The 13659-nt window shown below is 42.2% G+C and carries 13 protein-coding genes; 5 read left to right on the top strand and 8 right to left on the bottom strand.

Features of this window, described 5'->3' with window-relative positions:
* Window positions 1-68: 68 nt before the first annotated feature.
* The 3 genes from gcvP (at window position 69) to OCK74_RS01230 (ending at window position 5334) form a co-directional block, all read left to right on the top strand.
* On the top strand, window positions 69-2909 hold the full coding sequence (gene gcvP, locus OCK74_RS01240) for an aminomethyl-transferring glycine dehydrogenase (RefSeq protein WP_279295158.1): 2841 nt from the start codon (window positions 69-71) through the stop codon (window positions 2907-2909).
* A gap of 251 nt (window positions 2910-3160) precedes the next feature.
* Entirely contained in the window at window positions 3161-4912 is a 1752-nt protein-coding gene (locus OCK74_RS01235) for a PQQ-dependent sugar dehydrogenase (RefSeq protein ID WP_279295157.1), read from the top strand.
* 71 nt (window positions 4913-4983) lie between these two features.
* The gene (locus OCK74_RS01230) at window positions 4984-5334 is read left to right on the top strand and encodes a hypothetical protein (RefSeq protein ID WP_279295156.1); all 351 of its coding nucleotides are present in this window, start codon (window positions 4984-4986) and stop codon (window positions 5332-5334) included.
* A gap of 132 nt (window positions 5335-5466) precedes the next feature.
* On the opposite strand, the gene OCK74_RS01225 is transcribed toward OCK74_RS01230, so the two are convergent.
* The 8 genes from OCK74_RS01225 to OCK74_RS01190 all read right to left on the bottom strand — a co-directional run bounded on the left by OCK74_RS01225 (window position 5467) and on the right by OCK74_RS01190 (window position 11000).
* On the bottom strand, window positions 5467-6132 hold the full coding sequence (locus OCK74_RS01225; RefSeq protein WP_279295155.1) for a response regulator transcription factor: 666 nt from the start codon (window positions 6130-6132) through the stop codon (window positions 5467-5469).
* The gene (locus OCK74_RS01220; protein WP_279295154.1) at window positions 6125-6883 is read right to left on the bottom strand and encodes a sensor histidine kinase; all 759 of its coding nucleotides are present in this window, start codon (window positions 6881-6883) and stop codon (window positions 6125-6127) included. The genes OCK74_RS01225 and OCK74_RS01220 overlap by 8 nt, the downstream gene beginning before the upstream one ends.
* Window positions 6884-7515: 632 nt before the next feature.
* Entirely contained in the window at window positions 7516-7917 is a 402-nt protein-coding gene (locus tag OCK74_RS01215; protein WP_279295153.1) for a hypothetical protein, read from the bottom strand.
* 164 nt (window positions 7918-8081) lie between these two features.
* A complete protein-coding gene (locus tag OCK74_RS01210) occupies window positions 8082-8465 on the bottom strand; it encodes a LysM peptidoglycan-binding domain-containing protein (RefSeq protein WP_279295152.1) in 384 nt (127 codons plus the stop codon).
* 6 nt (window positions 8466-8471) lie between these two features.
* The gene (locus OCK74_RS01205) at window positions 8472-8957 is read right to left on the bottom strand and encodes a BON domain-containing protein (RefSeq protein WP_279295151.1); all 486 of its coding nucleotides are present in this window, start codon (window positions 8955-8957) and stop codon (window positions 8472-8474) included.
* 71 nt (window positions 8958-9028) lie between these two features.
* Complete coding sequence (locus OCK74_RS01200) at window positions 9029-9742, bottom strand: TerB family tellurite resistance protein (RefSeq protein WP_279295150.1); 714 nt, start codon at window positions 9740-9742, stop codon at window positions 9029-9031.
* A gap of 112 nt (window positions 9743-9854) precedes the next feature.
* Window positions 9855-10601, bottom strand: coding sequence for an EcsC family protein (locus OCK74_RS01195; RefSeq protein ID WP_279295149.1), 747 nt, complete (start codon window positions 10599-10601; stop codon window positions 9855-9857).
* Window positions 10602-10757: 156 nt separating this feature from the next.
* Window positions 10758-11000, bottom strand: coding sequence for a heavy-metal-associated domain-containing protein (locus OCK74_RS01190; protein ID WP_279295148.1), 243 nt, complete (start codon window positions 10998-11000; stop codon window positions 10758-10760).
* A gap of 38 nt (window positions 11001-11038) precedes the next feature.
* Between OCK74_RS01190 and OCK74_RS01185 the strand changes: the two genes are divergently transcribed.
* Together OCK74_RS01185 and OCK74_RS01180 are read left to right on the top strand one after the other, a co-directional pair.
* A complete protein-coding gene (locus OCK74_RS01185) occupies window positions 11039-12400 on the top strand; it encodes a flavin monoamine oxidase family protein (RefSeq protein WP_279295147.1) in 1362 nt (453 codons plus the stop codon).
* 570 nt (window positions 12401-12970) lie between these two features.
* Complete coding sequence (locus OCK74_RS01180; RefSeq protein ID WP_279295146.1) at window positions 12971-13555, top strand: hypothetical protein; 585 nt, start codon at window positions 12971-12973, stop codon at window positions 13553-13555.
* Window positions 13556-13659: the final 104 nt, after the last annotated feature.

Below are 13659 nucleotides of genomic sequence, written 5' to 3'. Positions count from 1 at the left end.
AAACTCTGCTTCAAGGGATATGGCTTGAGCCTTAACTTTGCACCCAATTTATCAGCAATACTATATCTATGAATTTTCTGGAAATACAGGCAACTGAGTTTCAGCGCAGGCATATCGGTCCCGATGAAAATCAAACAGCAGAAATGCTCCGCACTATCGGCGTTAAAAGCCTGAATGAACTGATTAACAAAACCGTCCCTTCTGACATTCGCATGAGGCATGAATTAAACCTACCTCCTGCGATGAGTGAAAACGAATATCTTCAACACATTAAGGAAGTTTCCCTTCAAAACAAAGTATATAAAAATTATATTGGGCAAGGCTATTATGACACCCTTACCCCAGGTGTTATCCTGAGGAACATCTTTGAAAATCCAGGCTGGTACACCCAGTATACACCCTACCAGGCTGAAATAGCCCAGGGCCGTTTGGAAAGCCTTCTGAACTTCCAAACCATGGTCAGCGACCTTACCGGTCTGCCCATTGCCAATGCATCGCTGCTTGACGAGGGTACTGCCGCTGCGGAAGCGATGACCATGTTCTTCCATTTTCTAAACAAGGTAGATCATATTACCCGTCCTAAGTTCTTTGTCGATAATGAAACTTTCCCGCAGACAAAGGAGGTATTGATCACCCGTGCTGCGCCTTTGGACATTCAACTGGTGTTTGGTGATTATCAGGCCGCCCGATTAGACAACACCTATTTTGGTGCCCTGGTACAATATCCAAACAACAAGGGTGCCGTTGAAGACTACCGTGGTTTCATTCAGCAGGTTCACGAGGTGGGTGGCTTTGTTGCCATGACCACGGACCTCCTGGCGCTCACCTTGTTAACACCTCCCGGCGAATTGGGTGCCGATGTAGCCTGTGGTTCTGCCCAGCGCTTTGGTGTTCCCATGGGCTATGGTGGACCTCATGCAGCTTTCTTTGCAGTTCAAGACGAATTCAAGCGAAATATACCTGGCCGGATCATTGGAGTGAGTATCGATGCTCAAGGCAACCGCGCTTTGCGTATGGCGCTTCAGACCAGGGAACAGCACATTAAAAGAGAAAAAGCCACCTCCAATATTTGTACAGCACAAGCACTCCTGGCCAACATGGCTGCGATGTATGCTGTATTTCATGGTCCTGACGGGCTGACCAATATTGCCAAAAGAGTAGCTTTGCTGACGCAAACACTGGCTGAGGCATTGGACAATCTGGGCTTTAAAGTTGTTCACAAGCATTTCTTTGATACCATTCTGGTACAGGTTGATGATATTAGGCCGTTCCGTGAAAAAGCTGAACGCCAACGCATTAATTTCCGCTATTTCGACAACAAGCATATTGGTATTTCCTTAGATGAGACCACCACTACTTCAGCGCTCTTCGATGTCATTAACTCTTTTGTGAATGATATAGACCCAGTCTATTTTGAAATACAACATGAGGCATCACTTTATCACATACCTTCTACTTTAACGCGTACATCTGAATTTTTAACACACCCGGTATTTAATTCACACCGCAGCGAAACGCAGATGATGAGGTATATTAAAATGCTGGAAAATAAAGACTTATCGCTCAATCACAGTATGATTTCCCTGGGCAGTTGTACCATGAAGTTGAACGCTGCTTCTGAAATGATCCCTCTGAGTTGGAATCACTGGAGCAAAATGCATCCCTTTGCCCCATTGGAGCAGGTTCAGGGTTACCAGGCTATTGTAAATGACCTGAGCGAATACCTTTGCGAGATCACAGCCTTTGACGCTTGCAGCCTTCAGCCTAATAGTGGCGCCCAAGGTGAATATGCAGGATTGTTAACCATTAAGGCATATCATGAAAGTAAAGGAGAAAGTCACCGCAATATCATGCTGATTCCAATTTCAGCCCACGGCACCAACCCGGCTAGTGCAGTTATGGCAGGAATGAAAGTTGTAGTGGTGAAAGCACTTGAAAACGGGTACATTGATGTAGCGGACCTGAAGGCAAAAGCGGCGCAGCATGCTGCAAACCTTTCTGGTATTATGATTACTTATCCAAGTACCTACGGTGTTTACGAAGAAACGGTAAAAGAGATCACAGATATTGTGCACCAGCATGGCGGCCAGGTTTACATGGATGGCGCCAATATGAACGCTCAATCAGGTCTTACAGCTCCGGGACTAATCGGTGCTGACGTTTGCCACCTCAACTTGCACAAGACCTTTGCTATCCCTCATGGTGGTGGTGGTCCTGGCATGGGTCCTATTTGTGTAAAGTCACATCTGGCCCAACACTTACCTAAGCATGTTTCCTCTGCCCCTTATGGTTCGGCCTCCATCCTCCTGATCTCTTATGCCTATATCCGGATGCTGGGAGCAGATGGTGTACGCAAGGCAACTGAATATGCCATTTTGAATGCCAACTACATGTTATCGCGCCTGAAAGGAGCGTTTGATATCTTGTACACCAACCATAACGGAGAATGTGCGCACGAGTTTATTGTTGATTTGAGGCCATTTAAAAAGAGAGCAGATATTGAGGCGGTGGATGTAGCCAAACGCCTGATGGACTATGGTTTTCACGCACCTACAATGAGTTTTCCTGTTCCGGGTACCATTATGATCGAACCTACAGAAAGTGAAGATAAAGAGGAACTGGACCGCTTCTGTGATGCTTTACTGAGCATCCGCCGTGAGATCGATTTAATTGAAAATGGCAGCCTGGATAGAAAGGATAATCCATTGAAAAATGCGCCACACACGCAGCAAGTGGTTTGCAGCGACGACTGGAAGAAGCCTTACTCTCGCGAGATGGCAGCCTTCCCTCTTGACTATGTAAAGCTGAATAAGTTCTGGCCTTCCGTAGCCCGCGTAAATGATACCTACGGTGACCGGAACCTGCAATGTACCTGCGAGCCTGTCAGCAGTTATGCAGAGGAATCCTGATTGAATTGATCAATAAAGCTCTGAACAGAGCACCCGCATAGACTTCATAGCTAAAAAGCAGCCCAAAGTGTAAATCCCCGGGCTGCTTTTTAATTTACCGCAAAAACAAATCTAACTAACCATCATTTCATGACATTTCGCATATACATGACTGACATTAATCATTGATTACGCCATAGTTGATTATTTAAATTTATCGGGACTTTGAAGAGGATTTACCTATCTCTTAACCATACCAAATACAGATTCCGATGAAACTCAAAGCATCGACCAAGTTCACATTATCCATTCTCTTTGTATTGCTCACTGTTTTTTCTTTTTACGCTTATTACTATTACAAACATTACAAGAGGCCATATGCGGTGCTCATAAGTCCGGAAAATAAAATCCAACTAGTGAGTGAACACGCATCTATTTCCACCAGCATTTTAAAACTACCCAATGGAAGCATCAATAGGGCAACCGTTAAGCCCTCAACGGTTTATTTGAAAGAAGCATCAACTGGTGCGATAATACCGTCAAGACTAAGCGTTTCGCGTAAAGGAAATGTAATCACCCTGGTGCCGAATCATCCTTTGAAATTAAACACTACCTATATTTTCACTGTAACAAGGGGTGTAAAAGACCTTTCCGGGGCCTCATTTATTCCTTATACATCAACCTTTACTACCGGTTCAGCATCTTCAAAAGAACTGCTCGATGTAAAATTTGAAAAAGTCCGTCTGCCAAACGCCCCGGCTATGTATTCCTCGCTCACGTTTGGACCTGATGGGAAATTATATGCGCTGGGCATAGATGGGATCATCAGCAGGTTTTCTGTGCTTGGCGATGGGACCTTAAGCGATCCTGAATTAATTTATTCCCTCCAGGATGCATCAGGTAAGCGGCAGCAGCGGTTAAGTATAGGTCTTACATTCGACCCTTCATCCACTGCAAATAATCTGATTGCCTACGTAAGCAACAGCACATTTGTTTTTCAGGACGGACCTGATTGGGATGGGAAACTCACCCGTTTAAGCGGTCCAAAACTTGAAAACGTTCAGGATCTTTTGATCCACTTACCCCGCTCTTATAAAGATCACTTAACCAATAGTCTTGCCTTTGGCCCTGATGGCGCTTTATATTTCCCGCAAGGCAGCAACAGCGCTTTGGGAGAAGCGGATAAAACATGGGGGTTCAGAAAAGAACATTTATTATCAGCAACTATTTTAAGATTGGATTTAAAGATGTTGGGAAAAGTGTTACCCTTAGATGTAAAAACCCCGGAAGGTGGAGGCACATATAATCCCTATGCTCCTGATGCACCATTGACTATTTATGCAACGGGCATCCGCAATGCATATGACCTGGTATGGCATAGCAATGGGGAATTGTATGTACCCAACAATGGTTCTGCTCCGGGGGGCAATACACCGGCTTCCATTGCAGGCGCCCGCAGACCGGATGGCTCCCTTTATAAAGGGCCGTCTATACCCTCTTTAGCCAAAGTGAAGCAAATTGAAAAAGATTTGCTGTTCAGGATACATAAGGGAGGATACTATGGCCATCCTAATCCTTTACGTGGCGAGTATGTATTGAATGGAGGCAACCCCACCGATTCTACTGATCCTGCACAAACAGATGATTATCCTGTTGGTACTCTTCCGGATGCCAATTGGCAGGGTTTTGTCTTTGATTTTCACAACAATAAGTCGCCAAACGGAGTAATTGAATACAAGAGTAATGCGTTTGGAGGTGCATTGAAAGGTAAACTTATCATAGCACGTTACAGTACGGATGATCTAATTACCCTATCGCCCTGCAAGGTCAGAAAAGGCATATTGAATTTTGTAGAAGGTTCTGCAATAGAAGGATTTTCCGGGCTCGTCATGCCATTAGATCTGATTGAAGATACAAAGACCGGGAATATCTATGTTTCTGAATACGGCACCGGGGGCATTTCCCTGCTAAGGCCGAAAGTAACGAACAACCCAATATCGATGATGAATACGCCTCCTCGCTAAAAATACCGTATTAATACGCTTTTTCTGAGTACCTACACGTGGTACATTCGCATGGTTCAACTAACATTAGGATGGAAACCACGACACCATACAATACGAAAGAAAACAACATTGATCTTTGGGAAGCCTGGATTGACATGCAGAATTCCGGGAAAAATCAAAGAGGCACACTGTATATAATTGGTGATGTTGTGATTAACAACAGGATATTAAGGCCTTTCTTAGTTAAAAAAGAAGCAGTTCATCCTACAAAGGATGAACTGCTTCTTGAAGTGATCCCACACATCATATCAGAAAATGGGTACACAGTTGAAGTCTTTTATTCTGAAGAATTGCAATCCCCCAACCAGTATAAATCGATAACTATTTATTCTGGCAACATCCAGATTGCAAAAATTACAGAGATCGAAGTTCTTTTATAAAAACAGATGCCCAACCATACGAAGTCAGGCAATCAAAACTATCTGCATTTTCATCGGGACCTGTTAAGGTGTAAAAGCCTTGCAGGTCTCCTTTTATCTCCAGATCTAGCTTAGTTACCAGCCTTAAACTGCTCAATCAAAACTGTATATCTTATGCTTAATTGCATAAACCACTATACCAGCCGTATTCCTTGCCTCTATTTTGTCCTGGATCCGGTCCCGGTAGCCTTCTATGGTCCGCACGCTCAAATGCATCAACTCTGCAATTTCTTTATTTGAAAGCTCCTCACATATATAACGCATCACACTTAATTCGTTCTCTGAAAACAGCGGCTTCACTTTTTTGTAGGGATTATAGCTGCTGGTAGCCAGTAACCTGGTCAATTTCTGCGAAGTATGTTCACAGAAATAAGTCTGGTCCTTTGCAACTGTCTGGACTGCAGCAATAATCTCATTTTTATGGGCATTTTTCAACAAATAACCTTTTGCTCCAGCTTCCAGCATGTCTATAATCAGGTTTTCTTCATCAAACATCGAAAGTGCGATGATCCCTACATGGGGCATGTCCTGCATCAACTGCTTAGTAGCCATAATCCCATCCATTACAGGCATTTTTATGTCTGTAACAATCACGTCAGGCTTCAACTCATGGGCAAGTTTGACCAGTTCCTGTCCATTGGCAGCTTCGCCTTCGAGCTTGATAGATGCCTGTTTTTTCAGCATTACCCGGAAGCCATCCCGGAAGATTTCATGGTCATCAGCAAGAATAATGCGGATGGGCAATAAATAATTACTCATGTTTGTTCAACGGTATTTCAAAAGAGTATTTAGTTCCCTTATTCACCGCAGATTCAATATACATGACGCCCCCGATCATCTCTGTACGACTTAAAAGACTTCTGAGGCCAATTCCTTTACCTGTTTTAGAAATAGCATGATAATCGAATCCTGATCCATCGTCACTAGTAGACAAAATTAGCAGGTCATTCTTTTCATGCATCATAATTTTTAATTCTGTTGCTTCAGAATGTTTTATGGTATTGTGGATGATCTCCTGGATAATGCGAAATAAGTGGATGGATTTGTGCTCATCAACATTGACATTTTCAGGCAATTCTAGTTTAATATGCAGCGGACTTGAATTTTTAGTATAATCGACAAATTGATGAACGGCCTGCACCAATCCTTTCCGGGTTAATAAACTAGGAAGTAAGTCGTAGGAAATTTCACGCATGCGTTTGATCAGCCCATCAATATGTTCATTTGTTTTTTCAATCTCGATCTTATCATCTTCATCTGTAAGCTCAAAACTGTTGATCTTTAATTTCACTGCGGCCAGCATAGGCCCCAATTCATCGTGCAGGTCAGCAGCTATTCTTGCCCGTTCTTTTTCCATTGCTGTAATTTCAGCAAGAATATTCTGACGGTTTAATTGCAAATTTTTTCTCTGCTGTCGTACGATGGAATAAATAAAAAAGATAATAATTACACCAATAACAAAGCTGATGATCAATACTGCAGTGAAAAGGCTTGTCTCTGGGGCATCCATAGAATGGCTAAAGCATAAATTAGGTTACAAAACAAATTGGCAGACATCAAAATGTAGTTTATATTCTCCTGGAATACAGAACTTAATTTGAGTCCGTAAACGAAAAAAGCTTCCGTTGTAACCGTTAAAGTATAAAAAATTATAAAACCACTGCAAATAATAAATATCGGGTTCCTCAGAAAGTTATTTCTTTCCTTGAATAACATACGATTGATCATATTGATACTCATCATGATCAGCGCAAATGAGTAAAATATTCTGAAGTAGGAATTGAAGTTTGAAAAACCAGAGATGAAGATAATATCCAGTCCCCAGGAGATGCAAAAAGTCATCAGCAAGGCTTGATAAAACCTGTGGTTTTCATCAAAAAGACGCCACCGGTAAAATTGCCAGGTGACAAGTAGTGATTCGATTAAGTTGTAGATATTAAAGTTGACAATGTTGTAGTGCCCTGTAAACACGAGACTAGTACTTATGATTTCGTTGATGGTCCCGGTCCAGATAAGGATGAGAAAGGGGTGGTAAACAGGATGTATACGGCGGAACCGTACACATCCTATTATTGCCCCGATTATTATAGAAAAGTTGAAAATATAACCAATATAAGGATTCATTCAGCCTTCTGAAATAAATTAGCTATTTAAAGGAGAGTTAACTGGGCAGGTGGGCGGACATTTAGTGCCGTTTTCCACTATAGGATCAGTCAACATTTCCCCTGCTTCAGTGGCGCTGCTCGATTTGTTTAAAGAAACGGGAGTGAGTATGTCATTACCTTCAGCATCCACGCCAACAATGACAAGGCTTACTTTATCATCATCTTCCATTCCAAAATAAATACGCAATTTGACACATCCTGGTTGCTGTAATAAGAAATCGATCGCTGATCTGTCAAAGGTTTCAGAATAAGGTAAAAGATGCTTGTCTTTGTATTCGTCTTTTACAATCTTGTCTTTATCTTTTTTAAACTTACCAGTGAGTTGTTTCGCTTTCGCTAAAGAAATGAATTGATCTGTTTTGATTTCGATTGATTCCATAAGCAGGTTTTAAATTTCCGGCAATTTGAGAAACTATTTTGATAAAAATAACCGTATAAATACGTTTTTTTATTTGCCAATGGAAAATTAGCCATTTGATTGACAAGCCTATGGAATGAAGAGACTGCCTTGCATGCGCGTGTTCAAGGCAGTCGCTGTTTATTTTATTTCTTAGGGATTTTCAACTTCCATCCCGGCTGGATCAGGTTTGGATCTTTGATCTGGTCTTTGTTAGCGGCATAGATCTCTGGCCAAGGGACTCCGTACTTTTGGCCTATTTTTGAAAGGCTGTCACCCTTTACTACTTCATATTCTTCTGTAGCAGGGGTTCCGCCACCACCCGCCACTAAAAGGTTCAAAACAAGATCACCAGAGCGGTAATCAGGGTCTATCTTATTGAAAATATCCCAAATTTGCTTTTTTACATCTTCCGAAGGTGCATTGCCGTCGATATATAATACATTACCCTCTTCCCGCACCTGCAGGTTAGTAACACCGCTATTGGTAGCGGCGTCTATTAATTGCTGGTATTTTGCCCTTAGTGCCATAATAGTTTATTTAATCACTAATTGGTTATCAATTTTTTTTGGCTTTAATGCGTTCAGATCCATCATCAATTGTTGCAACCTGTCTTTTTTAATTTCTCCCCGGAGTGTTACTACGCCATCCTGTACGTCGGCCTGTACGCCCTGGTAATTGGCAAGCGTCTGGTTAACAGAAGCTTTTAACGGATCATCAGCTGTTACCACAACTGGTGCTACAGTTATGTTGTTTACAACCTTTTTAACCCCCTTGATATCCTTTACAGCCTGTTCGGCATTGGTTTTACAAGGCGCATCATTACACTGTCCGGTTAAGGTTACAATACCATCCTTGACAGTAGCATTTACACCTGCAAAACTTGGATCGGTCTGAGTTTTCGTTGCTATCGCTGTTTGAATTTCCCCATCATTGTTTTTCTGTTTGCATGATTGAATTTGAAAGCTAAACAGTAGAATTAATAATGCAGGTAAACTGAATTTAAATCGAAGTACATTCATTGCTATTGATTTTTGATTTAAAAAGAGAATGTTTAAAGCTGAATTGATCATTCGCTAGAGTTTACCGGTAATTAAAATCCTCTCAAGACTCTTGAAAAAAGACCTCCTGTGCTGCCGATACCCCTGCCGCCATTGAGCATCCCAATTAATGAGCCGAAGCCCCCAAGCATTCCACCCAAACCACCGCCTAAACCACCTACTCCACCACGACTTCCGCTCCTGAAACCTTTGCGCACAAGTCCGGCTAAAATGATTGGTCCTGCCACACCCAATAATCCTTTCGTCAAACTGCTTAAATTAATACCTGCATTCTTCAACTGGTCTCCCAAACCTAATGATTCTAAAAACCCTTGTGACTGGGCTTGTTCAGGAGCCAATTCAGTCTTGGCAGTCTTTTGAACAAACTCGCCTAAAAGTGAAAACTGTTGCTGATTGATGTTGAGGTACTGTGCAATTTTTTCAATATTGGCTTTTTCTTCCGGAGCGTAATTCTGATCCGACTCCGCAAATGCAATCAGATCCGTTATCAATGAAAAACGTAAATCGCTACCTTTCAATATATCCAGGCACTTCTGCAGTTCCTCACCAGATAATTCGGTAGCAGCATTTCTCACAGATTCTTTTTGTTCTGGTGAAAGCTGGGCAGAATCTGCTAAGGCCTCTAAGAATTCAAGTTCTTCTTCCGATGCTGTTTTATCAGCAGTTGCAATGGATGCGATAGCTCCGATGTAAGCACCTTTCTCTATGTCAGTATAATCCTTAAGTAGTTTTTCAGGTTGTTCCATTTTTTATTTTTCATTGAATGATTCAATTTTCGTTCCATGCAGCAGCCCGCATTCTATAATTCGTATGCATATTATCGTTAGAGTATCGACAGAAGTAATCAAGGATTTTCAATTAAACTGGACCAGGAACAGGTACGTGTGGATTTTCCAGCAACCTCATTCTATAGGCATTCATTGCCATTTTACCCAGGTGGTCCACCATCCGGTAATTAGCAACATAACCAATCACGGCCCCGATACCGGGAATGAGTTGTCCCAACTTTGCCAGGTCTATATAATCCCTGTATTCCTGTTGAAATTTTCGCCAGTTAAACAAATGGATATCATCAGGTAATTGTTCCTTTTTTAGATCCCAGTCCTTCATTTGCTCAAATACATCACGGCGATGTTCCTGGTTGCTGAATGCCAGTTGAAAAATATGTAGTATGTATACGCGTTCCTTATAATCCTTAACTGAGAAACCATATAGACTGGCGATATCAAAAAGCATACTTAGCTTGATGCTCAAAAAAATAGGGAAATCAGCAAGGCCTAATAATAGCCCCCCGGCGCCTGTAATGCCACCTTCCACTGCTGCTGCATGTTTGTATTTATAGATAGATTTCTGCACTTCCGCTTCTGCCAGTTGCAGCGAAACATTGTGAAGTTGTTGCTTGGATGTGTACTTAGCGCCGAACAAGACGCCTCTTACCATCTGTTTAATGACTGTAGTAATTGTTTTATGTATCTTTTCTGGTATATAGCTGTTGAGTTTTGTCTGAACACGACTGGAAATTTTATTGAAAATAGAAGGCCTCCTGGTCATTTTATATTTCCAGCTAGCTAACTCCCGGCCTGCCATTTGTTCGTAATAAGTCATCAATTAACCATAGCAAAAACAAGGCCTCCCTTTCCTGTTACTTTCTGCAACATTCCTTTACTGAACATATCGGGATGGCAGAAAGTGCTCATAATTAGGAGGCCACGGGTGGGGTTTCTACAACCATCTTTCCATTTCAATATACTATTAGTCTGGCTATCGGCTTCTTCCTTCCGAAGCCCTTGTAAACTCTGCTTCAAAACCTGCTTCACGAACAAAGTGTCTTACCTCATCGGCACTTAACTTATCGGTTTCTACCTCCAGCAGATATTCAGGGTCATTCATATTCACATGCCAGTGCTCAATTGTATGGTCTTGTTCCAATTGATCGAGTTTCGGCTTTATTTGCGTAACACAACCTAAACAATTAATATTCGTCTTGAAATGGTAAGTACTCATACTTTACTTTTTCAATTGCTACAGCCAATCCTGTGCCTATGTCGGACACTGGCATTCCTTCTGCAAATATTCTATTCCAAACCAGTTCTATGGATAAGTTGAATGAGTTCGATGTTATTGTTGTTGGGGCTGGCGCTGCAGGTTTATCGGCCGCATTAGAGTTGACCAAAGCAGGAAGAAAAGTTTTAGTACTGGAAGCCCGCAACCGCATAGGCGGAAGAATATACACAATCGAAGATGAAGGATTTTCCCAGCCCTTAGAAGCCGGAGCAGAGTTTATACATGGTCAATTACCTCATACCTGCACCTTCCTGGAAAAGGCAGGGATTAAATATGAAACCATTGGCGATAAAATCTGGCATGTAACAGATGGTAAAGTGCATAGGGAAAAAGAATTTATTAAGGATTGGGACCTTTTGATGAAGGCTTTACAAGAGCTGAAGCATGACCAGACTATTGAAGAATTTTTAAATAGCCATTTCAGTAATGATAAGTACAAGGAATTAAGAGAAACTACACTACAGTACACCCAGGGTTATAATGCGGCAGCACCTGGTAAAGCCAGCACACTGGCCTTAAAAAGGGAATGGGAAGCAGAAGATGACGAGCACCAATACCGCATTGAACGAGGCTACGGTCAGCTCATGGACTATTTCCAAAAAGAAATTTCCAGCACTGGTGGAACCATAATTCTTTCCGCTCCGGTAACGCGGATCAAATGGAAGAGGTTTGAGGTTGAAGTAATCACATTGAATAGAAAGAGCTATTATACAAAGCAAGTACTGATCACGGTTCCCTTGGGTGTACTACAGGCGCCAGAAGGCAGCGACGCCAGTATTACCTTTTCACCTTCCCTGCCCGAAAAATATTCAGCCATACAGCTCATGGGCTTTGGTGCTGCCATTAAAATACACATCCAATGCTTGAACAACTTTTGGGAAGAGAAAAGCTTACAATATCCCATGAAAAATGTAGAATTCATATTTTCAGATGCTTTTATCCCTACCTGGTGGACACAGCACCCTAATGACAATGGACTGCTTACAGGCTGGCTCGCCGGCCCTAAGGCTAGCAATCTACAAAATGCCACAGATGACTTCATATTTGAAAAAGGAGTAGACGCTCTTTGTTATATTTTTTCATTGGGAAAAGCAACCCTGCTTCAAAAGATTATCGGGCATAAAATACACAACTGGGCAGCCCAGCCTTTTAGCTGCGGTGCTTATTCTTATGCAACATTGCATACTGCTGATGCTATCAAGGTGTTAAACCAACCTGAAGAAGACACTCTATTTTTTGCCGGCGAAGCGCTAGTGACCGGCCCCATGACAGGAACGGTAGAAGCAGCTTTAAACAGCGGTGTTGACACTGCCAGGAGAATGATAACAATCAAATCATAAACAATTAATATACATGAAGCAATTTCTGAAACTCAACATTCGTTGCTGAGCCATACTTGAGCTATACTTGAGCCATACCAAAGCCTAGGCAAGTATATTCCAACAGTATCCCTCCATTCCCCCTACTTACCCCATACTTAAACCGTACCTAAGCCGTACCATAAGTATACATCAGCCGTACTTAAGGTTAGGCTACTTCGACCATCCTTCGATAATCCTTCGATCATCCTTCGACCATCTTTCGACTATGCTTCGATCTGAATTGAGCAAATGCTCATAAATAAGGGGAAAACAACCTGCAGGCAGAACGCCCAAAAAGCCCTGAACGGAGTCAAGGGAGCTGTGCCTAAAGATACAAAACCAACCCCATCCTCCAAGTTTTGAATCCCCCAACTTCCAACTCCAAACTCCAAACCTCAATACCCCATTCGTCATTCAAACTTGTCCGCCTCTGGCAGATTCGAATCATTCGTCATTCCCTCGGTTCCCCTAGATCTCCCCAAATCCAGGTTCAGACATTCCACCCCCCGTTCGGCACGAATTTTTAAACAATATTATTTAAAAGCGACTATGGCAAATTCAGACAGAGACAGGAACTTTTCTGAAAATGAAAGAAACCGGACTCCGAATAGAACTGAACAGCAATCATCCGTACCTAATGACTTACCAGATTCTCCTCGTGATGCAGAACATTTGAAAAATGAAGAAACTTTTATAGAGCTGCCTGATGTTTCAGATATTCCGGGACAGGAAAATGTGAGTGTTCCCCCAATGGGCGAGTTGGCCGACACCACCATTGCTTCTGATGATGAAGAAGGTGTACGTGTTTTTGGGCGTGATGATAGCGAAGATTTCACAATGGGTACAGAAGCTGATGTAACGCGTGAGGAAAGGCGAACCCTGGCTAGCGACGATTATATGCCTACAAAAGATGAAGACAAGCTTATCCAGGCATCAATGGATAATACAGACTTTCAAGGCGAATCTCTAAATGAAAAAGGTTTTGGCCAGTCTTTATCTGGCAAGGATCTGGATGTGCCCGGAAGCGAAGTGGATAATGCTAATGAAAGAATTGGTGAAGAGGACGAGGAAAATAACGAATACAGCATCAGCGACAATGATGATGAAAATAATCCTCCTTTGGGAACATCGTAAATCAGAGGATGATTCAAATTTTATAACATTTTCCAAGCAGTGGAAGAAATTGTGTCCGAATGACTTGTTCATCATCATGATGATCAGGCTTTCGGACTTTTCAT

The sequence above is a fragment of the Paraflavisolibacter caeni genome (genome assembly GCF_025628885.1).
GTDB lineage: Bacteria > Bacteroidota > Bacteroidia > Chitinophagales > Chitinophagaceae > Flavisolibacter > Flavisolibacter caeni.
Note: the sequence above shows the minus strand (reverse complement) of the source record. Positions and strands in the feature narration are given on the sequence as shown.